The organism is Vreelandella venusta (genome assembly GCF_015689495.1).
Classification (GTDB): domain Bacteria; phylum Pseudomonadota; class Gammaproteobacteria; order Pseudomonadales; family Halomonadaceae; genus Vreelandella; species Vreelandella venusta.
Genome location: NZ_CP065135.1, coordinates 3801641 through 3822711, shown reverse-complemented (window position 1 = coordinate 3822711; position 21071 = coordinate 3801641). Strand labels below are relative to the sequence as shown.

At 52.5% G+C, this 21071-nt stretch carries 20 protein-coding genes; 11 read left to right on the top strand and 9 right to left on the bottom strand.

What is annotated here, in order from left to right; genetic code table 11:
• Positions 1–93 precede the first annotated feature (93 nt).
• The 4 genes from IR195_RS17780 to IR195_RS17765 all read left to right on the top strand — a co-directional run bounded on the left by IR195_RS17780 (position 94) and on the right by IR195_RS17765 (position 5558).
• A complete protein-coding gene (locus IR195_RS17780) occupies positions 94–1509 on the top strand; it encodes an APC family permease (RefSeq protein ID WP_083007290.1) in 1416 nt (471 codons plus the stop codon).
• Between the two features lie 29 nt (positions 1510–1538).
• Positions 1539–2990 carry an NAD-dependent succinate-semialdehyde dehydrogenase gene (locus tag IR195_RS17775; RefSeq protein ID WP_125751952.1) on the top strand — a complete coding sequence of 484 codons (1452 nt, stop codon included), beginning with the start codon at positions 1539–1541 and terminating at the stop codon, positions 2988–2990.
• 11 nt (positions 2991–3001) lie between these two features.
• Positions 3002–4273, top strand: coding sequence for a 4-aminobutyrate--2-oxoglutarate transaminase (gene gabT / locus IR195_RS17770; protein ID WP_206048207.1), 1272 nt, complete (start codon positions 3002–3004; stop codon positions 4271–4273).
• Between the two features lie 313 nt (positions 4274–4586).
• On the top strand, positions 4587–5558 hold the full coding sequence (locus IR195_RS17765; RefSeq protein WP_206048206.1) for a hypothetical protein: 972 nt from the start codon (positions 4587–4589) through the stop codon (positions 5556–5558).
• Between the two features lie 64 nt (positions 5559–5622).
• Here IR195_RS17765 and IR195_RS20570 read toward each other — a convergent pair whose 3' ends face one another.
• Positions 5623–5748 carry a hypothetical protein gene (locus IR195_RS20570; protein ID WP_277395551.1) on the bottom strand — a complete coding sequence of 42 codons (126 nt, stop codon included), beginning with the start codon at positions 5746–5748 and terminating at the stop codon, positions 5623–5625.
• Between the two features lie 132 nt (positions 5749–5880).
• On the opposite strand from IR195_RS20570, the gene hmuQ reads away from it, so the two are divergent.
• Positions 5881–6183, top strand: coding sequence for a heme-degrading protein HmuQ (hmuQ, locus tag IR195_RS17760; RefSeq protein WP_083007283.1), 303 nt, complete (start codon positions 5881–5883; stop codon positions 6181–6183).
• An 18-nt stretch (positions 6184–6201) separates the two neighbouring features.
• Here hmuQ and IR195_RS17755 read toward each other — a convergent pair whose 3' ends face one another.
• Genes IR195_RS17755 through IR195_RS17735 form a run of 5 tightly spaced genes read right to left on the bottom strand, consistent with a single transcriptional unit; the run spans position 6202 to position 11613 of the window.
• Positions 6202–7602: an amidase gene (locus IR195_RS17755; RefSeq protein ID WP_206048205.1), complete on the bottom strand. Its 1401-nt coding sequence runs from the start codon at positions 7600–7602 to the stop codon at positions 6202–6204.
• A gap of 2 nt (positions 7603–7604) precedes the next feature.
• Positions 7605–8894 carry a Zn-dependent hydrolase gene (locus IR195_RS17750; RefSeq protein WP_206048204.1) on the bottom strand — a complete coding sequence of 430 codons (1290 nt, stop codon included), beginning with the start codon at positions 8892–8894 and terminating at the stop codon, positions 7605–7607.
• Positions 8895–8943: 49 nt separating this feature from the next.
• Positions 8944–9786: a FadR/GntR family transcriptional regulator gene (locus IR195_RS17745; RefSeq protein ID WP_206048203.1), complete on the bottom strand. Its 843-nt coding sequence runs from the start codon at positions 9784–9786 to the stop codon at positions 8944–8946.
• A 22-nt stretch (positions 9787–9808) separates the two neighbouring features.
• On the bottom strand, positions 9809–11356 hold the full coding sequence (locus IR195_RS17740; protein ID WP_125751932.1) for a sodium:solute symporter family protein: 1548 nt from the start codon (positions 11354–11356) through the stop codon (positions 9809–9811).
• Between the two features lie 14 nt (positions 11357–11370).
• A complete protein-coding gene (locus IR195_RS17735) occupies positions 11371–11613 on the bottom strand; it encodes a hypothetical protein (protein WP_125751929.1) in 243 nt (80 codons plus the stop codon).
• A 338-nt stretch (positions 11614–11951) separates the two neighbouring features.
• Between IR195_RS17735 and aptA the strand changes: the two genes are divergently transcribed.
• The 3 genes from aptA (at position 11952) to IR195_RS17720 (ending at position 15575) form a co-directional block, all read left to right on the top strand.
• On the top strand, positions 11952–13319 hold the full coding sequence (aptA, locus tag IR195_RS17730) for an omega-aminotransferase AptA (RefSeq protein ID WP_206048202.1): 1368 nt from the start codon (positions 11952–11954) through the stop codon (positions 13317–13319).
• 43 nt (positions 13320–13362) lie between these two features.
• Positions 13363–14859: a CoA-acylating methylmalonate-semialdehyde dehydrogenase gene (locus IR195_RS17725; protein ID WP_206048201.1), complete on the top strand. Its 1497-nt coding sequence runs from the start codon at positions 13363–13365 to the stop codon at positions 14857–14859.
• A gap of 95 nt (positions 14860–14954) precedes the next feature.
• Complete coding sequence (locus tag IR195_RS17720; protein ID WP_206048200.1) at positions 14955–15575, top strand: TetR/AcrR family transcriptional regulator; 621 nt, start codon at positions 14955–14957, stop codon at positions 15573–15575.
• 7 nt (positions 15576–15582) lie between these two features.
• On the opposite strand, the gene IR195_RS17715 is transcribed toward IR195_RS17720, so the two are convergent.
• A complete protein-coding gene (locus IR195_RS17715; protein WP_206048199.1) occupies positions 15583–16041 on the bottom strand; it encodes an Lrp/AsnC family transcriptional regulator in 459 nt (152 codons plus the stop codon).
• 125 nt (positions 16042–16166) lie between these two features.
• On the opposite strand from IR195_RS17715, the gene IR195_RS17710 reads away from it, so the two are divergent.
• Positions 16167–17123, top strand: a complete 957-nt coding sequence (locus IR195_RS17710) for a hypothetical protein (RefSeq protein WP_206048198.1) — start codon at positions 16167–16169, stop codon at positions 17121–17123.
• 94 nt (positions 17124–17217) lie between these two features.
• Here IR195_RS17710 and IR195_RS17705 read toward each other — a convergent pair whose 3' ends face one another.
• Positions 17218–18090: a PhzF family phenazine biosynthesis protein gene (locus IR195_RS17705; RefSeq protein ID WP_125751910.1), complete on the bottom strand. Its 873-nt coding sequence runs from the start codon at positions 18088–18090 to the stop codon at positions 17218–17220.
• Positions 18077–18277, bottom strand: a complete 201-nt coding sequence (locus IR195_RS17700) for a DUF1127 domain-containing protein (protein ID WP_125751907.1) — start codon at positions 18275–18277, stop codon at positions 18077–18079. The genes IR195_RS17705 and IR195_RS17700 overlap by 14 nt, the downstream gene beginning before the upstream one ends.
• Positions 18278–18514: 237 nt before the next feature.
• Here IR195_RS17700 and IR195_RS17695 point away from each other — a divergent pair, with 237 nt between their 5' ends.
• Both IR195_RS17695 and IR195_RS17690 read left to right on the top strand, forming a co-directional pair.
• Positions 18515–19957, top strand: coding sequence for an aminotransferase-like domain-containing protein (locus tag IR195_RS17695; RefSeq protein ID WP_146944330.1), 1443 nt, complete (start codon positions 18515–18517; stop codon positions 19955–19957).
• A gap of 83 nt (positions 19958–20040) precedes the next feature.
• The gene (locus IR195_RS17690) at positions 20041–20997 is read left to right on the top strand and encodes a zinc-dependent alcohol dehydrogenase family protein (protein ID WP_241006755.1); all 957 of its coding nucleotides are present in this window, start codon (positions 20041–20043) and stop codon (positions 20995–20997) included.
• Positions 20998–21071: the final 74 nt, after the last annotated feature.

The following is a 21071-nucleotide window of genomic DNA, read 5'->3' as shown; positions in this document are numbered from 1 at the left end:
CTGCTAGCGTGTCGCCATTCCGTTAGCCGGGATCAGGATACTGCTCCTCAGAGCGTTAATGACAACATCCAATAACTTGCAGGACTCTGTGCTATGACCACACCCTCTTCTGAACAGGATAAGCTCGTCCGGGTGCTAGCCCGTGGCGACGTACTAGCCCTTGCCTTTGGTGCAATGATTGGTTGGGGCTGGATTGTACTCACCGGTACCGCGATTCAATCGGCTGGCAGTATCGGTGCTATTTTAGCGTTTATCATTGGTGGTTTAGCGATCGTTCTCGTCGGTCTTACCTATGCGGAGCTGGCGTCTGCGATGCCTAAGGTAGGCGGTGAGCATGTTTACAGCTATCGCGCCTTAGGTCATTTGCCCTCATTTCTGTGTACCTGGGCGATTATTTTAGGCTACTTGAGTGTCGTTGCTTTTGAAGCGGTAGCACTGCCCACAGTGATCGAGCACCTAGCACCAAATTATGCTGTAGGCCACTTATGGACCATCGCCGGGTGGGAAGTTAAGGCCACCTGGGTAGCCGTTGGCGTGGGCGGCTCGCTCGCTATGATGATTATCAATTACTTTGGCGTTACCACCGCCGCTTTGCTGCAAAAGGTGGTGACTAGCTTAATTCTGCTAGTCGGCGTTCTGTTTATCACCGGCGCGCTGTTTGAAGGTGAAACCATCAACATGATGCCGCTGTTCACTCAAGCGGACACCGGTGTTGTTGCCGGTATTGTTGCCGTGTTGGTGATGGTGCCGTTCCTGTTCGTAGGTTTCGATGTTATTCCCCAAGCCGCCGAAGAGATCAACTTGCCTTACAAGGCTATCGGCAAAGTGCTGATGATGTCCGTCATTCTGGCGGTAGTGTGGTATGCGCTGATTATTCTGGCCACTAGCCTCGCGCTAAACAACACGGAGCTGGCTGCTAGCACTCTCAGTGTGCCTGATGCGATGGGTAGCTTGTTTAATGCGCCGTGGGCCAGCAATTTAATGGTACTGGCCGGTATCGCGGGCATTATCACCAGTTGGAACGCCTTCTACATTGGTGGTTCTCGCGCTATTTATGCCTTGGCTAAAGCAGGCATGTTGCCAGCACCGTTCGCTAAGCTGCACCCACGCTACAAAACCCCCACTAACGCAATTTTCCTGATGGGTTTCCTGTCGAGTATAGCGCCATTCTTCGGCCGTCCGGCGCTGGTATGGATCGTTAATGCCGGTGGTCTAGGTATCGTGATTGCTTATCTGTTTGTTGCGATCTCCTTTGTGGTGTTGCGCGTTCGTGAGCCGGAGATGCCGCGCCCATTCCGTATTCGTAACGGCAAATTGTGCGGCACGCTGGCGATCATACTTTCGTTCGGGATGGCGTGCCTTTATCTGCCGGGCAGCCCAGCGGCACTGAGTGGTGCTGAGTGGTCAATTTTTGCAGGCTGGTCATTGCTTGGCGTCGCTCTATATATCCATGCGCTGCGCACCTACGGTCGTGCCTACAGCGATCAACACATGATGGCTGACCTATAAGCCGTTCAAACCGTTTTAAGGAGCACGCGATGAGCTTTATCGAACAGTGGTTACACGATGCAGTACCCACCCTGGTGGGTGGCGAGTGGCGCAAGGGTCAACAGACCTTTGCCGTCGATAACCCCGCAACCGGCGAGACGATTGCCCGGGTTGCCGACTTAGGCGCTGATGACGCCCGTGACGCAGTGGCCGCAGCGTATGCCGCCGGGCCAGCCTGGCGCGCAACGCCAGTGAAACAGCGCTCGGCATTGCTGCGCCGCTGGTTTGAGCTGATCAATGAACACGCCGATGACTTAGCCCGCTTGATGACCCTGGAGCAGGGCAAGCCGCTAGCAGAAGCCAAGGGTGAAGTGACTTACGGCGCCTCATTTATTGAGTTTTTCGCTGAAGAAGCCAAGCGTATGGCTGGGGAAACCTTGCCTAGTCACGGCGCGGACAAGCGCCTCATGGTGCTGCGCGAGCCGGTCGGCGTGGTAGCAGCGATTACCCCGTGGAACTTCCCCCTGGCGATGATTACCCGCAAGTGCGCCCCGGCCTTGGCCGCAGGCTGCACTGTGGTGATTAAGCCCGCCGAAGCGACGCCGTTAACCGCGTTGGCAACGGCTTACTTGGCGCTTGAAGCAGGCCTGCCAGCCGGCACCATTAACGTGATTACCGCCTCAAAACCGGCAGCGGTGGGTGAAGTGCTCACCACCGACTCACGGGTGCGTAAAGTCTCGTTTACTGGCTCGACGCCGGTGGGTAAGCACCTGCTTGCTCAGTGCGCGAGCACGGTGAAGAAAACCGCTATGGAGCTGGGCGGCAACGCGCCGTTTATCGTCTTTGATGACGCTGATGTGGATGCCGCCGTAGAGGGGGCGATTGCCTCAAAATTCCGTAATGCCGGGCAAACTTGCGTGTGCACCAACCGCTTCCTAGTACAGGACGGGGTTTACGACGCGTTTGTCAGCAAGCTGACCGAGCGTGTTAGCGCGCTGAAGGTCGGCGATGGTTTAACGGAAGGCAGCACCATCGGCCCGCTGATTAACCAAGCGGCGGTGGAAAAAGTGCAGCGTCACGTAGACGACGCGGTCAATCACGGCGCGCGACTGCTCTGCGGCGGTAAGCCCCACGCCGCAGGCGAGCGCTTCTTTACCCCCACGGTGCTTGCTGACGTAACCACCCAGATGGCGGTGGCCGATGAAGAAACCTTCGGGCCCGTTGCGCCAGTGTTCCGTTTCCAGCGTGATGAAGAAGCGATCGCCATGGCCAACGATACCCCGTTTGGCTTGGCGGCCTACTTCTACGCCACGGGTTACCGCCGTATCTGGCACACCATGGAGCAGTTGGAATACGGCATGGTTGGTGTCAATGAAGGCCTGATTTCTACCGAACTGGCGCCGTTTGGCGGCGTGAAAGAGTCCGGATTGGGGCGTGAAGGCTCCCACCACGGGTTAGATGAGTTTACTGAACTGAAATACGTCTGCGTTGGCGGTCTATAAGGAAAACGATGATGAATAACCAAGAATTGAACGAACTGAAAAATCGCTATGTGGCCAACGGTGCCGCCACGCCTACCACCCAGTTTGCCGAGCGTGCTGAAAACGCCGAGCTGTGGGATGCCGATGGCAACCGTTGGATCGATTTTGCGGGCGGTATTGGCGTATTAAACCTGGGCCATCGCCATCCAAAAATTGTCGCGGCGGTAGAAGCGCAGCTTAAAAAAGTCATGCACACCAGCGCGGCGGTGATCTCCTACGCCCCTTACGTGCAGCTGTGCCAAAAACTTTGTGAACTGACGCCGGTGCGTGGCCCCGAGCGTAAAGCAATGCTGGTTAATACCGGTGCTGAAGCGCTGGAAAACGCCGTGAAGATCGCTCGCGCGGCGACTGGCCGTACCGGCATTATCACGTTCGACGGTGCTTTCCACGGCCGTACCATGATGACGCTGGCCATGACCGGCAAGGTACTGCCCTATAAGAACGACTTCGGCCCTATGCCGGGCGATGTGTTCCGCGCGCCGTTCCCCAACCCGCTGCACGGCATCAGCGAAGAAGCGTCGTTAGACGCCATTCGTACGCTGTTCAAAACCGATATTGCCCCGCACCGCACCGCGGCTATCGTGATTGAGCCGGTACAGGGCGAAGGCGGTTTCTACATCGCTTCACCGGATTACCTGAAAGCGCTGCGTGCGCTGTGCGACGAGCACGGTATTCTGCTGATCGCCGACGAAGTGCAGTCAGGCTTTGCCCGCACCGGCAAGCTGTTTGCGCTGGAACATAGCGGTATTGAAGCGGACATCCTCACCACCGCCAAGAGCCTGGCGAACGGCATGCCGCTATCAGCGGTTGTGGGTAGTGCCAAAGTGATGGACGCCTCTGGCCCCAACTCCCTGGGCGGCACCTACAGCGGTAACCCGCTCTCCTGCGCAGCGGCGTTAGCGGTTATCGAGGTAATCGAAGAAGAAGATATCCTGGCGCGCAGCGAACAGATGGGCAAAATGCTGGCCGAACGTTTCGCGGTATGGGAAGAACGCTTCCCTGCCGTTGCCCACGGCCGCCAGCTCGGCGCCATGGCGGCGTTTGAACTGCTCGACAGCGAAGGCAAGCCAGATACTCAGATGACCGGCGCTCTGTGTGCCAAAGCCCGTGAGAAAGGCCTGATCCTGCTCTCCTGTGGCTTCTACGGCAACAGCATCCGCATTCTGGTGCCGCTGACGGTATCGTCTGCGGTGTTGGAAGAGGGCTTGAGCATTATTGAGCAGTCGTTGGAAGCGCTTAGCTAAACCGTTCTTCTAAGCATCATCAAGCCCGTCATCGCCAAACAGTGAAAGCTGTTGGCGTTGGCGGGTTTTTTTGTGGGCGTTTAAAGCCTAAAGCTGAGATCGTCAGTCGCTCTCAGTACCTTGTGCTAAGCTGGGTTTGGTACGGTACCCCCAAGGTGGAAGTGCTGGGAAAAGCAGCAGTGACGCGAAATTTTGAAATACTGCCTGTTAATGTTTTAGAAAAATCACAGGGTTGTAAGAGTATTTGTAGTCTGCACTTTTTGATCAAGCATGCTGGCGCGTTTCGTGGCGTTAAAATTACCAAGGAGAGTCTGTGCAAAACTCAGTTTTTGTAGTTAATAAAGAGCCATATTGCATTTGGGAAGTGGATGTTAGCGAGCGTAATAAGGGCTTTTTGAACGGAATCGATCCAGGCTATTTTTCATATTTAGCTGAAATAAATTTAAACTCTGATGATGAGGAGAGAGCTGCTGTAGCATTAAGAACGGCCTTTTATCACGCTTTAGAAACTTTGTTTTCTTTAATTGGGGCTTATGTTCAAGCCCCTGATTGTGCTTATGCTTGGATCGCAAAGTGTTCAAATAATCAACTGAGAAACTTTGTCGATAATGTGAATAAGAATGGAGGTTCATTGTTTACAAAGTTGAATATCGACAGAGTGACTTGGGGTGAGATATCTAGATGTGTGTTTGCAAGCTATCTTCCAGATACGAAAAAAAATGAGCGCTCTGTTAGTTTGTTTGCAGAGTTGTGGTCTAAACTAGCATATGAATTTTTAAATAATGCTCATATTGATGAGTACAATAGTATAAAACACGGCTTTAGAATTCGGTCAGGAGGTTTTTCTTTAGCTGTTGGTCTTGAGCATGAGTATGGGGTATCTCCACCACAAGGTGAAATGGAATATGTAGGCCATTCTGAACATGGGACGACGATTATTAAACTAGAAGCAATAAGCTCTAATAAGGGTGAACGAAGTTATCGTTCCAGACAGCATTCTCTAAATTGGAGGGTCGAAAAGACGGCGTTGTTGCTGCAGTTGGTATCTATGTCTATCAATAATGTTACTTCAGCCTTGAAATTATTGAATGGAGCTGAATATGGTAGTTGTAAATTTACGCGACCTCTAGAGGATGACGATTTTTCAGCGCCGTGGAAATATTCGACTGGAGTTATCAGTAGCAATATCAGTTATATGATTAACCCTGATGAAAATATGACTACAAGTAAAGAACAGCTGAAAAAGCACATTGATAGCTGCATGAAAAGTAAAACTTACAAATAGGGTGGCTAGATGATTTCGTCGATAATTCTATAGGGTTTGGTCGAACTTTGCTTGGATAGGGCATTTACCCTGTGCAGCGCGTGCCGGTGATGGCATGGTTAAATAGAATAAAACTAACACTGAGTGACAGGTCATGATTCATGCGCATATCGCGTTTGAACCAAACGACCTGGATGGGTGCCTTAGCCATGCCGTATCCTGATGGTTTGCTCGGCATAACGCCTATTCGTCATAAAACCATGACGTTACCATCAAGTGATAGACGCCGTAAGCGGCAGGCAGCTACGCTAGCGTGTTAGACAAACTCAATAGGAGAGAGTGCATGTATATCGCCATGAACCGTTTTCGGATTGCCCCAGGCCGCGAAGAGGACTTTTTAGAGGTGTGGCGCAACCGCGATTCTCATTTAGATGAAGTGCCGGGCTTTCAACAATTCCAAATGCTGCAGGGCGAAAGCCAGGAAGACCACACCGTGTTTATCTCCCACAGTGTGTGGGAATCGGAAGAAGCCTTCCGCGCCTGGACCAAGTCAGAAGCGTTCCGCAAGGCTCATGCTAACGCCAAAGCGCCGGAAGGTATCTATCTTGGCCCACCTAAGTTTGAAGGGTATGACGTCGTGCTATAAGCGATATTTCATATCTGTTTAGGCAATCGCGGGTGGTGTCAGCGGTGGCAAGTAGCGCTCAAGTAACTGGGCGGCATGCAGCACTTTGAGGTCTTGATATTTGCCCGCGACTAAATGAAGGCCTACTGGCAGCCCTTGATTATCCAAACCGCAAGGAAGGGATGCAGCGGGCTGCTGGGTGAGGTTGAAGGGGTAGCTGAACGGCGTCCAGTCCATCCAGTCTCGGTAGGTTCCCCCTGGTGGAACGTTGTGGCCCGCTGCAAAGGGGGAGATGGGCATCGTGGGTGTAACCAGTAAGTCATAGCGTTCGTGAAAGGCTGCCATTTGGGCGGTCAATTCACTGCGCTGGCGCTGGGCGGCGAGATAGTCGGAAAGCGATACATCCTGCCCGCGTCGGGCAATATCGAGAAACCCAGGGTCGAGTGATGCCTGCTGCTGTTCGTCCAGTTTTTCTAGCGCTTGGGTGGCACCTGCAAACCAGAGGGTGTTAAACGTCTTGATTGGATCGCTAAAGCCAGGATCAACGCGGGTTACTGTGGCGCCCAGCTCTTCGAAATAGGCAATGGCTTCCTCTACCCTTCGAGCAATGTCTGAGGCTACTTCTACGTAGCCCAGGTCGGCGCTGTAGGCGATGCGCCAGCCCTTTAGGTTGGCAGGCGGCGGTGTTAGCCAGTCTGGCCCTTGGGGGTTGCCGGAGTAACCATCCCTGGCATCTGGCTGGGCCATCACGCTAAGCATTAGCGCACTGTCGGCCGCCGTGCGGGTCATTGGCCCTAAATGGGAAAGTGTACTCATGGCGCTGGCGGGCCATTGGGGAACCCAACCAAAGGTTGGCTTTATGCCAAAGGTGCCGGTAAAGCTGCATGGGATACGGATCGAGCCACCTGCGTCGCTGCCTTGGTGTAAGAGACCTAGATTAAGCGCCGCTGCTGCCCCTGCGCCGCCGGATGATCCGCCGGGCGTTAGTGCGCTATTCCACGGGTTACGGGTAATGCCGTGCAGGGGGTTATCAGTGACGCCTTTCCAACCAAATTCGGGCGAAGTCGTTTTGCCAATGACGATGGCTCCAGCATTGCGAAGGTGATGGCTGATCGGCGCATCCATCTCCCAAGGGCCGTCTGATGGGGTGGTGGTTGAACCCAGGCGTGTCGGTAGGCCCTTCGTTAAGGTTAAATCTTTAATAGTGACAGGAATGCCATCTAGCGGGCCGCTGGGTTTATCTGCCTGCCAGCGCTGGGCAGAGGCTTTTGCCAAGCGCCGAGCCTCTATCTCGTTCACGCAAGTAAACGCATTGACCTTTGGGTTGTCGCGGGAAATCCGCTCCAAGCAGTCGTTTACCAGCGCTTCTGGGGAAAGAGTCCCCTGGCGGAAGCGGGCTAATGCTTCCACAGCCGTGAGTGTCTCAAATGTCTCGGTCATTGTTACTCCCCAGCTATGCTAATGCTGTCTTCAACACCGGCCGCATTCAACATGGCCTGTAGAAGGACGTTACAGCCAGCGTGAACATGCTCTGGGGTAGCACTTTCAATTTCGTTGTGGCTAATGCCGTCCTTGCAGGGCACAAAGATCATTGCAGCCGGGGCTACACGGCCGACGAACATCGCATCGTGACCAGCACCGCTGATGATATCCATGTGCGATAGGTTGAGTTGCTTGGCCCCTTCGCGCACGGCATCAACACAGGTTTTATTGAAGTGCTCAGGGGCAAAATCTGCGGTGGGCGTTAATTCATATTCCAGCCCATGACGTTGGCAAATTTCTTCGACGGCCGTCGCTAAGGATTGAGCCATTGAGATGAGGGCTTCCGGCTCCCAGTGGCGCATATCCAAGGTCATTTTGACTTGACCGGGAATAACGTTACGCGAGCCAGGGTGTAGCGACATACAACCAACCGTACCGCGCCCGTGGGGCTGGTGATCCAAGGCAATTTTGTTGAGTGCTTGGGTGACTTCTGCCGCGCCCATCATGGCGTCGCGACGCAGATTCATGGGTGTGGGACCCGCGTGGGCTTCAAGCCCGGTTAGGGTTAAATCAAACCACTTTTGGCCAAGCCCACCGATAACCACGCCAATAGTGGTGTCGGTATCTTCTAAAATCGGCCCCTGTTCGATATGTGGTTCAAAGTAAGCTTTTATCTCACTGGGTGAGACCTCATCGCTACCACGGTAGTGAATGGCATCCAGTGCATCACTTACCGTGACGCCATCGGCGTCAGTGCGTGCCATCATGGCGTCAAATTCAAGCACGCCAGTAAATACTCCAGACCCCATCATGCAGGGTGGGAAGCGACAGCCCTCTTCGTTAGTCCACGCAACGACTTCAATGGGCGACTTTGTGGTGATGTTGTGTTCATTAAGCGTTCGGATTACTTCTAGGCCTGACAGTACGCCAAAGCAGCCGTCATACTTCCCACCAGTGGGCTGGCTATCCAAGTGGCTACCCGCCATGACGGTGTTGGCTGTTGGGTCGCTGCCTTCACGGCGGGCAAAAATATTACCGATATTATCAATACGGATGGTGCAGCCTTCTGCACGACACCATTGGATAAATAGGTCGCGCCCCTGGCGATCAAGATCCGTTAGCGCCTGTCGGTTAACACCGCCCTTAGCTGTCGCGCCCAGCTGTGCCATGTCCATTAGCGATTGCCAGAGACGGTCGCTGTCGGTGCGAAGGTTAGTGATCGCGTTTGTTGGCGTTATGTAGGTAGTCAATTTGCTATCCTCTTAAGATGAAAAGGGTGCTAAGGCACGCATTTTTCATTTATAAATCATATAGTTTCGAACGATTGGCTAGAGTGCCCAGTAGGTCGTTGCTGACTAGCATTTGTGCGGCCATTTCGGCTTCCAACGCGCTCATGTGGTGCTCTGCATCTAGCATATGCTCGGCCATCACTTGACGAACACGCGAGGTATCTTCAGCTCGGTAGGCATCTAGCAACTGTCGGTGATAGTCCTGGTTAGCGTGATCGAATTGTTTACGCTCAGGCACGTAAGCTTTTTTGATCACGACTAGGTCGCGCAGCATGTCGTTTAAAAACTGGCATATAAATGCCAGCAGTGGGTTAGGGCAGGTGCGCGCCAGCAGTTGATGGAACTCCAGCTCTAAAAAGCGCTGGCGCTTATGGTCTTCCTCGCCGCTACAGCAAGTGCAGGATGCTATATTCGCTTCAAGCTGTTGAAAGTCTTCTTCCGTGAGTCGGCCGACGACGGATGCCGCCAGCTCGACCTCTAACAGCTTGCGCAATTGATACACTTGCTTGCCATCTAACTGTTGGAAATGCAGAAAGTTACGTAGCATGCGGCTGGCGGGTTCCATGCCCGGCTGATTAATAACGGCTCCTCCTTGAGGCCCGGTTTTTAAAGTGATGAGCCCCTCAACTTCAAGTATCTTAAGCGCTTCGCGTATAGTGGCTTTGGCGCTGCCATAGAGCTCCATTAGAGCTCGCTCATTTGGCAGACGATCACCTTCACCGAGCCCCTCTGATGCAATCCAGCGTTTGATATCATCACTGATAAGCTCGGCGAGTTTAGGGCGACGCTTAACGGTTGAACTAGTAGTTGAACTAGCCGTTGAACGAGTAGTTGAAACAGGGGCTTTGGCCATCAATACACTCCTTTGTTGATTGTTAGCGATCAGCTACTGAGGGCTTAGTTTCTTGTGCATAAGCTGGTTTAGGGTCTTGTGCATAGCTAGGTAAACGCTCGGGATGATACTCCGCATCATAGTCGTAGCGCGCCTGGGTAAAGCGTTCCACAACCGCTGTGTCGCGGCGATGCAATGCATGGCTTAGGCCAACAAACAGTGCGATGTTGAGCAGTAGCCCCCAAATACCTGCATGGAAGCCAAGGGGAGCACTTAGCGGGCCAAAGGTCATCAGAAGCACGCAGCCAACGCCGCCCCACAAACCTGCTAGAGCAGCAGTCGGGTGAGCTTTTTTCCAAGTGATAGCACCGAGTGTCGGGATCACCAATTGTGCAGTACCAGCCAGAGCAGCAATGCCGATAGTGACCAGAACACCGGGTACGGTAAGCGCCATGATATAAGCCACCAGTGAGAAGCCCACCAGTGATAAGCGACCGATATAAACAATACGGGCTTGGCTTGCGTCACGGTTCACATAGCGTTTGTAAATATCCATGGTCACTACCGTGGATACCGCGTGAATCTGTGAGTTTGCCGTTGACATGGCGGCTGATGCGCCCGCTGCCATAATCAGCGAGGCAAGTAGATATGGCGCATACTCCATGAGCATGATGGGCAGGATTTGGTCGGGATTTTCCACATTCGGCTCAAGCAGCACACCCGAGTAACCTGATAGAACAGAACCTACATAGGCAAAAGCTGCTAAGCCCAATAAGAAGGGCATTAAGTTAAACAGCTTGCCGTGCTTAACTGAGTACATGCGCAACCAAATTTGTGGGCCCATAAAGGCGCCAATAGCGGTTATCGCAAACAGTGAGAACCACATGGGATAGCCCATCGTGCCATTCGGTCCTGGCATAGTGAGGTGTTCAGGAGAGGTTTGCTGGAGTTGGCTGAACAGAGCGGATGGCCCACCTACTTGGGTGGAAATATAGTAGCCTGCGTACATCATGCCGAAGAACAATAGCGCGCCGTAAATGACGTCGGTCCAGGCGATGGCACGAATGCCGCCAATCCATACATAGATAATAATAATGAAGTAAAACAGCAGCGCGGCGAGCCAGAAAGGAATCAAGCCACCAGAGGCAACTTCAATTAAATAGGCGCCACCCGTTAATTGGATCTGTAAATAAGGTACGGTAAAAATCAGCGTAATAGCCGCAACGGTAATGCGCAGCGCTTCGCTGTTATAAAAGTCGCCAATTAAATCTGATGGCGTTAAATAATTGAATCGTTTTCCTAAAAACCAAACCCGCTTGCCGATCCAGTAATACATAAAACCAAACAGCAAGTTCCAGGCTAGCGCAGTCAGAAAGACCGGGCCATTGGTATAGAACGTGGCGTTAGAACCCAAGAAGGCAAACGCGCTCCACCAAGTGGCCGCTACGGTGAAAAATACCGCTATGCTGCCCATCGCGCGGCCTTGAACGAAGAAGTCTTCACTCGTTTCTTGCGATTGTCGTGCCGATAAAACCCCTACCAGTAAGGGGATGATCATAAATGCGGCAATAATTAATAAGCTACCGGTCATGCGTTATCCCCTTTTTATGGTTGCTTAATGGTGTGGTTAGCCGTTGATGATGGGCTGCCCCAATTTGTCAAATACGCCACTAAAAACAGCGCCGTTAATGCAAACCACCAAAAGAGATTCCAGGCCAATAAAAAGGGGAGTCCCATCAGCATGGGTTCTATGCGATTGGCTAGCATGATGATGGGACTTTCTAGCATGAAGAACCCAAGCAGCATGCCGCTATAAAGCGCTAGTTTAAGAGGAGGTAGATATTTCATAACACGTTTGCCCTTTGTTTATGGTTTGTGTGTGAGCTTGGTTTTCAGCGCAAAGCAATCCAGCAAAAGCTATTCAGCAAAAGCTATCCAGCAGCAGCGTTATTAAGCGCCGCGCGGTTGCTAAGCGTTAGTGGGGCGTGAACCACTTGTTTGTTGTATTTATTCGTATAGATATAACAAATAGGTGTTTTTCAAAATATCGTCAAGCCAGAATGGATAGCGAAGGCCTGCTTGTTACGTATAAATTTTCTAACGTGAACACAAGAAAAGCGTAATTTTATAAACATGTTCAGTAGCGCATGCTGAGGCTATGTCTCATAGCGATGGAGCTGGACACCATGTTTGACCTACAAAACAACACGACCCCTCAAGCGTTTATTGACGAACAAAACGCTTCTCCCAGTGCGCTTAATCAGCACTATTGGATGCCGTTTAGCGCTAACCGTGATTTTCGTGCCAACCCGCGCATGATTACTGGCGCGGAAGGGCGCTACTACATCGATGACCAGGGCCGTAAGCTGTTTGATTCACTCTCTGGCTTATGGACCTGCGGTGCAGGTCACAATTGTGAAGAGATCCAGAAAGCGGTGGCGGCGCAGCTCGGCTCTCTCGACTTTGCGCCAGGTTTTCAAATTGGCCATCCGCTGGCGTTTAAGCTGGCGGAAAAAGTGGCCAGCCTTACACCTGCTGGGCTGGATCATGTGTTTTTCACTAACTCTGGTTCAGAAGCCGCTGATACCTCTGTCAAAATGGCCAAGGCCTACTGGCGGCTAAAAGGTAAGCCCGAGAAGACGCGCATGATTGGCCGTGCCAAGGGTTATCACGGGGTAAATATTGGTGGCACCAGCCTGGGTGGCATCGGTGGTAATCGTAAGCACTACGGCCAATTGATGGACGTAACGCATCTGCCGCACACGCTGCAGGCAGGTCACGCCTTCACACGTGGCCAAGCCGAAACCGGCGCCGAGCTTGCTGATGCGCTGCTGGATCAAATCGCCCTGCACGATGCATCCACCATTGCGGCGGTGATCGTTGAGCCGATGTCTGGCTCTGCTGGGGTGATTGTGCCACCTAAAGGCTATCTGGATCGGCTGCGCGAGATCTGTACCGCCCACGATATTCTGCTGATATTCGATGAAGTGATCACTGCTTTTGGTCGCAGCGGCGCAACCACCGGGGCGGAAGCATTTGGCGTTACGCCGGATATCATGAACGTTGCCAAGCAGATCACCAACGGTGCTGTTCCTATGGGCGCGGTGATTGCTTCCAACGAAATTTTCGACACTTTTATGCATGCTGGCGGTGCCCAGCACGCCATTGAGTTTTCCCACGGTTATACCTACAGCGCCCACCCTGTTGCGTGTGCGGCTGGCTTAGCGGCACTAGAAATGATGGAGCGTAACAACTTCCCTGCTCAGGTAAGGGCTATCGCGCCCGCTTTTGAACAAAAGCTGCACGCTCTAAAAGGCCGCAATCACATTGTTGATATTCGCAACTATGGCTTGGCGGGCGCACTTCAATTAGCCCCCAGAGATGGCGACCCTACCATTCGCCCTAGAGATGCTCATTTAGCCTTATGGGAAGCTGGGTTCTACGTGCGTTACGGCGGCGACACGCTGCAGTTCGGCCCTCCGTTTGGCTCCACCGAGGCTGAGCTAGAGCGGCTGTTTGATGCCGTTGCCACCACCCTGGATTCGTTAGCATAACCGACTGATCTAAACTTCAGAGCGTTTACAAGAGAGTTAAAAAATGAGCGTTGTTTCCCATCTAATTAACGGTGAATTAATCGACAGCCAGCGCACGCTGGACGTCACTAACCCCTCAACGGGTCAAGTGATCCGCCAAGTGGCGGACGCCAGCGCCGCCGACGTAGAGCGGGCGATTGCCGCTGCCCAAGCTGCGTTTCCTGCTTGGCGAGATACACCACCAGCTAAGCGCGCCCAAGTGATGTACCGCTTCAAGCAACTGCTAGAAGAGCACGCCGACCGCTTGGTGCAACTGGTCAGTGAAGAGCACGGTAAAACTCCTGAAGATGCGATGGGCGAGCTGAAGCGCGGCATCGAAAATGTCGAGTATGCCTGCGGTGTGCCTGAGCTATTAAAAGGTGAGTATTCCCATAATGTTGGGCCGGGCATTGATGCGTGGTCCAATTTCCAGCCATTGGGTGTAGTGGCCGGCATTACGCCGTTTAACTTCCCTGCCATGGTGCCGCTGTGGATGTATCCGATGGCGATTGCTTGCGGCAACAGCTTTATTCTCAAGCCTTCGGAAAAAGACCCTTCGGCAGCGATGGCGGTAGCCGAGCTGTTGCAAGAAGCGGGGTTGCCAAAAGGCGTGATGAATGTGGTGCACGGTAGTCGCGAAGCGGTGGAAACGCTGCTCGATGCTAAGGCCGTAAAAGCCATCTCGTTTGTTGGCTCAACGCCGGTAGCGGAAGCTATCTATTCCCGTGGCTCGGCCGCAGGCAAACGCGTTCAGGCTCTGGGGGGGGCGAAGAATCATGCCGTGGTGCTTCCCGACGCCGATTTGGAAAACGCTGCCAATACCCTGATGGGGGCGGCTTTTGGAAGTTGCGGCGAACGCTGCATGGCAATCTCGGTGGCGGTATGCGTGGGTGACGAGACGGCAGATCGACTAGTTGAAACGCTGCTGCCTAAAATTGCTGAGCTCAAGGTTGGCCCTGGTACCGATAAAGGCTTGGATATGGGTCCGCTGGTGACGGCAGAGCATCGTGACAAGGTATTGGGCTATATCGAAGACGGCATAAAGGCCGGCGCGTCGCTAGTGGCCGATGGCCGTGAGCTGAAAATTGCGGGTCATGAAGACGGCTATTTCGTTGGTGGCTGCCTGTTCGATAACGTCACCACCGATATGCGCATTTACCAGGAAGAGATTTTCGGGCCAGTGCTGTGCGTGGTGCGGGTCGGCAGCTTGGATGATGCCATGCAACTGATTAACGACCATGAATACGGCAATGGTACCTGCCTGTTTACTCGCGATGGCGAGGCTGCTCGACGCTTTACCGATGGCATCGAAGTGGGCATGGTGGGTGTTAACGTACCGCTTCCCGTGCCGGTGGCCTACCACAGCTTTGGCGGCTGGAAGCGCTCGTTGTTTGGTGACCTTCATGCCTACGGCCCTGACTCTGTACGCTTCTACACCCGTCGAAAAGCGGTTTCCCAACGCTGGCCTTCGGTGAGCGAAGCCACACGTGCCGAGTTTTCGTTTCCCACTAACCAACGTTGACGCCGTAAGCTAACTGCGCCATCTTCTCTGCACCACTGCTAAGCGGTGGTGCACTTTTTTGGTGTGCGTATCTTAGTCGTAAAGGGACGAGCAGCGTGGCGAGAACACAGGACGAAATTCGGCAAACCAACGTAAAAAAGATTCTCCAGGCGGCGGAGCAATTGTTTGCTGAAAAAGGCTATGCCGGAGCATCGATGGGGGAAATTGCCCAGTTGGCCGATCTGCCCAAATCCAACGTGCACTACTATTTTTCCACTAAAAAGGCGCTCTACCAGGAAGTACTGCTAGAGCTGCTGGAAATCTGGAAACAGGACGCGCTGTGCTTTGAACTCTACGACGACCCGCGAGTCGTGCTTTCTAGCTATATCCGCGCCAAAATGAATCATTCTCGTTACCGCGCTCACGGCTCAAAAGTATGGGCGGCGGAAGTAATGCAGGGCGCACCCATCCTGAAAGAGCGCCTGCGCGATAACTTATACGAATGGGCTAAATTGAAAGAGTCGAAAATTCGCGAGTGGGTTGAGTCGGGCCAAATTAACCCCGTTGAGCCGTCCTACCTCCTTTATATGATTTGGGCCTCTACCCAGCACTACGCTGATTTCGACTACCAAATCTACCTACTTAACGACGATAAACCCTTAGACGACCTGCAGTTTGAAAAAGCCGTGCAGTCGGTAACCTCGGTGATCTTGCGGGGAATTGGGTTGACGGCGTGAGCTGTGCTCAACGACTGAGTTGCACAGACGTATCAAATTTATGCCGTTTTCGCGACAGTAACGTGCGGAACTTGCGCAGGTTGCCGTGGGAATAGAGCACGCTGTCGCAAAAGCGGTCGTACTCATCTAAATCAGCGACTGCCACGATCAACACAAAATCACACTCACCCGTTACTTGATAACACTGCTTCACTTCAGGGGCGTTGACCGCTGATGTTAAGAACTGCTGATAGAGTGATTTGTTATCCCGCTCCATGGTGACTTCCACCACCATGTGTAGGCGCTGGCCTAAGGTATCAGGGTTGAGCAGCGCCACTTCACGCTCAATGACGCCAGCATCGCGTAATCGATTAACCCGCTTTAAACAGGCCGACGGCGAAAGCCCTATTTCATCCGCTAAGGCTTGATTGGTTTGGTTTGAATCACGTTGAAGCTGGTCAAGAATCCTTCGATCAATAGCGTCCATGCAATAAAATTCTCTTTTTGAGTTTATAAAAAACGAATAGTGATTGTAAGCGCTGTATTGAAAAGAAGATTCTGCGTCATCTCCATTATCATAACGTTTGTTAAAACGATGGCAATGAGGGTTTGATGCGGATCACAATTCACTATTTATTGGCGGTGGTAGGTCGTGTACTGCAAGACGCGCTGCGCGTGTATGTGACATTACTCAAAATCCTGATACCTGCGTTGCTTATCGTCAAAGGGTTAGAGCTACTTGGTATGATCGAGTGGCTGGGGATGGTACTAGCTCCTTTAATGAGCACGCTCGGTTTGCCCGAACAAATGGGCGTTGTGTGGGCGGCGGCGCTCTTCACCAATTTGTACACCGCCATTGCGGTGTTCTTCCAAGTCGTTGGTGAAACGCCTTTGAGTGTTGAACAGGTAACGGTACTAGGGGCATTGATGCTGGTAGGGCATTCACTTCCCGTTGAGGGAGCGGTTGCCAAGCGTGCTGGCGTACCTTGGTGGGGCACGTTGGTTCTGCGTGTCGGCGGGGCGTTACTGCTTGCTTGGTTGTTACACTGCTTCTACTCGTATTTTGGTTTGTTGCAAGCACCCGTTGAATTGGTATGGCAGCCAAGTTTTTCATCAGCACCAACGCTCAGCAGTTGGGCGTGGGCGCAGCTGGAAACGTTAGCGCTTATTTTTGTGATTATTTTAGCGCTGATTGTGCTCTTAAAACTGTTAAAAAAGCTCGGTCTAGAGCGTTGGATTCATCTTGGCTTGCTACCGTTGCTCAAGCTATTAGGCATTGGTCGCTCGGCAGCGAATGTGACGGTCATAGGTTTCACGCTGAGGTTAAGTTATGGCGCAGGGCTGCTGATTCGTGACGTGCAAAATGGAGTGCTAAGCAAGCGCGACAGCACGCTGGCGCTGTGTTTTCTCGGCCTCTGCCATAGTGTTATAGAAGATACGCTGCTGATCTTGATGCTTGGAGCCGATATAACGGGCATTTTATGGGCACGGCTGTTGTTTGCCGTTATTGTCACCGCGGTAATTGCCCGCTGGCCCAAAACTACGGGGAATCAGCTAAGCCCCTCTTAAACAAAGGCGGGCGAGCCACGGTGGCATGCCCGCACTGATAGCGATGGGCTTGATATGTCGCGAAATCGATACTTTTATTGTTTTGTTAGTCGCTTCAATCGTCCAAGTAAAGCTTACCTTCGCCAGCGATGATTGCGTGTCCTGCGACAGTGACAAACCCTGGCTCTATAGTGCCATTGGCGGTGGTGTGGATGACACTGGGTCGTCCCATTTCAACACCTTGGTGAATCTTACAGTGCAGAGGAGCGGGGGTGAGTGACGCTAAATAGCCGGTTAACGCTGCTGCAGCGCTGCCAGTGGCGGGATCTTCGCAGAGACTGGCGTGCATGCAGAACATACGGCTCCGTACAATCGTCTCTTCGTTATCGCGTTGTTCCACCACGTACAGGTATATCTGCCCAGCGCTGCTGGGTGTAACAGCATCCGCCCATACTGAACCGGCGATTTGAATCTGCTCCAGGGCTGCCAGGTCCGCTAGCTCAATAAGATGAAAGGGCAGCCCGAAAGAAGCAATGACGGGGTCGCCAATGACTTGGTGGATGTCTAGCCCCAGTAGCTCAACGGCCGTAAGGCGGTCAAGAGTGCTTCCCGTGACCATAACGGATAGGGCGGTCTTAAAGGTTGCTCCCTCTTGTTCATAATTAACCGCTAATGCGCCGACAGGTGGCTGTAGCACAATGCCTTGCTCGCGGTTGGCGAGGTTTAACTCTGCCAGTAGATGTGCGGTACCGACGGTGGGGTGGCCAGCAAACTGTAGCTCAGACGTCGGTGTAAAAATCCGCATAGGATAGTGATTAGCCGTTGTCGCCGCGCCTAAAAATACCGTTTCAGCTAAGTTAAGCTCATTGGCAATTGCCTGCATGGTGCTGGTTTCAAGCTCATCGGCATTTAAAAAAACTGCCAACTGATTGCCCGAAAAAGGCTTATCGGTAAACACATCCAACAGGTAATACTCAGCAGTTTTCATAGGGACCTCTTTTGCATGACGAGTGCTTCCAAAACGGTTTACAACCCTCTTTTTGCGCTTGAGTGCGGGTGATGCCGATATCTTTCAGCAATCGGTCATCAAGGGCTAGTAACTGGCGACGGCTACAGCGGCGCTGATAATAGTGGCGTAACTGACAGCGAATTTGGGTGAGGCTGAAGCGTAGCATGGCAGTTCTCCTTGATGGCGATATGCTCAACCAGATTACGCAGCCATGCTTGATCAATACAGATATAGGATTTTTTATTTTTAGGATACAGATGGTGTATGTTATACCTCTGTATGGTTGCTGGGCAGGGTATCTGTATTGTTTTTAAAAACGTCTTCAAGAATGTCTCCAAGAGCGTCTTCAAGAACGTTTTGAAGAGCGATTTTAAAAGCGTCTCAAAGATAGAGGGCTGGAGTTATGACACGCTACGAAGAGGTTGCTTGTACTTTGCGGGAGCGAATTGAGCACGGTATTTACCGCGTGGGGGATCGCCTGCCTTCTATTCGAGCGGTATGTCAGGAGCTTGATGTCAGTATCTCGACTGCTCAGGAAGCTTACAGGCAGTTGATGGATGTATCGCTGATCGAGTCACGACCGAAATCGGGCTACTTTGTACTTCCAAGCAGGGTGCCTACGGTGCTGCCTTCTGTCTCTCGTCCTGCGCAGTGCCCGCTGGATGTCTCCCAATGGGATCAAGTATTAGAGCTGGTCGCTACCCAGCGTGACGATAGCCGGCTGCTGCTTGGGCGCGGTGTGCCGAACTTGGCGTATGAAACGCTTAAGCCGCTGTCGAAAATATTGGCGGGGCTACACCGTAAGAACGACCTGAACGGCTTTAACTATGACAAGCTGAGTGGAAGTGCCGAACTGCGTCAACAGGTGGCGCGGCTGGCCATTGCATCGGGCTGTTTGCTGCACCCGGATGACATCATGATCACCACTGGTTGTCAGGAAGCATTGTCGATAGCGCTACGCACCTTGACTCAGCCTGGCGACGTAGTGGCCGTGGATTCGCCCAGCTTTTACGGCACCATGCAGATCCTAAAAGCCAATGGCCTAAAAGCGTTGGAAATTCCCACTGATCCACAAACCGGTATCAGCTTGGAAGCATTGGAAATGGCGCTGGAGCAGTGGCCGATCCGCGCCATCCAGGTCACCCCGACCTATAACAATCCACTGGGCTATACCATGAGCGAGGCGCGCAAGCAGGCGCTGTTTCAACTTGCCCAACGCTTCGATGTGGCCATCATTGAAGACGATATCTACGGTGATCTTGCCTATGCCCAGCCAAGGCCGTTGACGGTGAAGTCTTTCGATGACGATGGGCGGGTGCTGTTGTGCAGTGGCTTTTCGAAAACGGTGGGGCCAGGGCTAAGAGTGGGGTGGCTGGCGCCAGGCTGTTATCGAGATAAGGCGCTGCATATGAAGTATGTCTCTACCGGAGCTTCGGCCACATTGCCGCAGTTGGCGGTGGCGGAGTTTGTCGCCAAAGGCCACTACGAGCGTCACCTTCGCTATGTTACCCGCCAATATCAGCGCCAACGGGACATCATGATCAACTGGGTGCAGCGCTATTTTCCAGAGGGTACGGGCATCAGTTATCCGCAAGGCAGCTTTTTGCTATGGGTGGAGTTACCTACTGCCGTAGACTGCGAACGTCTTAATGAGCGCTTAGCCAAGCGCGCCATCCATGTGGCTCCTGGTTCGCTATTTTCAGCCTCGGGTAAGTTTCGCCAGTGTTTGCGACTTAACTACGCATTTACGCTAACACCGGCTATTGAAGATGCCGTGCGCACCGTGGGAGCACTCGCCACCGAGATGGTGGAGGAAGCTCAGGCGCATGCGGTAAGTATTATCTAAGTTCGTGTCTAGACCGCAACCCTGAGCATGTATCCGTATTCATATTAGGCCATGGAAATTCATCCACTATGTTAGAGGTGCTCATGCGTCGTCATGCACTTACCTATCGGTCGTTCGGAAATCCACTTGAAAAACTGAACATAGAGACAACTGAAGTTCCAAGCAGGGCCGAAGGTAAGCTCAGGGTGAGGATGTTGTGTGCTCCAATTAATCCGTCTGACCTAATTCCTATAACAGGTGCTTATTCTCACCGTATCAACCTACCCGCTGTTGCAGGTTACGAAGGGGTTGGCCGTGTTATTGATGCTCCACGTAAATATTCTTACCTGACCGGAAAGCGAGTTCTTCCATTACGAGGCGTTGGTACTTGGCAGACTATTTTGGATTGTGATGCAGCTCTCGCAGTGCCCGTCCCAGATGCCATACCTGACGTCGTCGCAGCACGTGCCTACATTAATCCCTTAGCTGCCCTAACTATGCTTGAGACTTGGCCTGTAAAAGGAAAGCGTGTCCTGCTTAGTGGGGCTGGATCGAATTGCGCTGATTACCTTGGAGCATGGGCATATCGTCACGGCGCTAAGGAAGTCGCTGGCATATACCGCTCAGATAGTAGAATTGCGCGTTTAGAGACGCTCGGTATCAAACCGATCTCTATTCAAGATGCGTCGCAGATCTCGGATGTTGCGCGTAAATCTGATTTGGTATTTGACTCTTTGGGTGGGCCAGTCGCGGCAGGTATACTGCAATCAATGGCCCCTGAATCGACGTTTATTGCCTATGGGTTATTGACTGGACAGGCTATCCAGTTAAATACCAAACCTTCGGCTCACTATAGAAGATTTCATCTACGCGACAGTTTAGCCAAGACGTCAGCAGATGCTTGGCAACAAAAGTTCTCAAATATCTGGAAGCTCTTAGGCCAGACAGATATGCCTCGCTATCAAGTGCTTCCTGGCCAAGACTGGCGTAAAGCTATTGAGGTGGCGCTTCATCCGAAAGGCCAAAAGATGTTGCTAGACTTTACCGATTGGAGGCAATGACTCTTGCTTCAAAGTTAAAGCCTGATTTAGAAGCGCGGTGCTTATACGAGGCGCTGTTTTGCAGTGCAATAGCT

Coding starts and splice junctions, on each gene's coding strand:
- IR195_RS17780 (WP_083007290.1), top strand. CDS start 94: ATGACCACACCCTCTTCTGAACAGGATAAGCTCGTCCGGGTGCTAGCC.
- IR195_RS17775 (WP_125751952.1), top strand. CDS start 1,539: ATGAGCTTTATCGAACAGTGGTTACACGATGCAGTACCCACCCTGGTG.
- gabT (WP_206048207.1), top strand. CDS start 3,002: ATGAATAACCAAGAATTGAACGAACTGAAAAATCGCTATGTGGCCAAC.
- IR195_RS20570 (WP_277395551.1), bottom strand. CDS start 5,748: ATGGCTAAGGCACCCATCCAGGTCGTTTGGTTCAAACGCGATATGCGC.
- hmuQ (WP_083007283.1), top strand. CDS start 5,881: ATGTATATCGCCATGAACCGTTTTCGGATTGCCCCAGGCCGCGAAGAG.
- IR195_RS17755 (WP_206048205.1), bottom strand. CDS start 7,602: ATGACCGAGACATTTGAGACACTCACGGCTGTGGAAGCATTAGCCCGC.
- IR195_RS17745 (WP_206048203.1), bottom strand. CDS start 9,786: ATGGCCAAAGCCCCTGTTTCAACTACTCGTTCAACGGCTAGTTCAACT.
- IR195_RS17740 (WP_125751932.1), bottom strand. CDS start 11,356: ATGACCGGTAGCTTATTAATTATTGCCGCATTTATGATCATCCCCTTA.
- IR195_RS17735 (WP_125751929.1), bottom strand. CDS start 11,613: ATGAAATATCTACCTCCTCTTAAACTAGCGCTTTATAGCGGCATGCTG.
- aptA (WP_206048202.1), top strand. CDS start 11,952: ATGTTTGACCTACAAAACAACACGACCCCTCAAGCGTTTATTGACGAA.
- IR195_RS17725 (WP_206048201.1), top strand. CDS start 13,363: ATGAGCGTTGTTTCCCATCTAATTAACGGTGAATTAATCGACAGCCAG.
- IR195_RS17715 (WP_206048199.1), bottom strand. CDS start 16,041: ATGGACGCTATTGATCGAAGGATTCTTGACCAGCTTCAACGTGATTCA.
- IR195_RS17710 (WP_206048198.1), top strand. CDS start 16,167: ATGCGGATCACAATTCACTATTTATTGGCGGTGGTAGGTCGTGTACTG.
- IR195_RS17705 (WP_125751910.1), bottom strand. CDS start 18,090: ATGAAAACTGCTGAGTATTACCTGTTGGATGTGTTTACCGATAAGCCT.
- IR195_RS17700 (WP_125751907.1), bottom strand. CDS start 18,277: ATGCTACGCTTCAGCCTCACCCAAATTCGCTGTCAGTTACGCCACTAT.
- IR195_RS17695 (WP_146944330.1), top strand. CDS start 18,515: ATGACACGCTACGAAGAGGTTGCTTGTACTTTGCGGGAGCGAATTGAG.
- IR195_RS17690 (WP_241006755.1), top strand. CDS start 20,041: ATGCGTCGTCATGCACTTACCTATCGGTCGTTCGGAAATCCACTTGAA.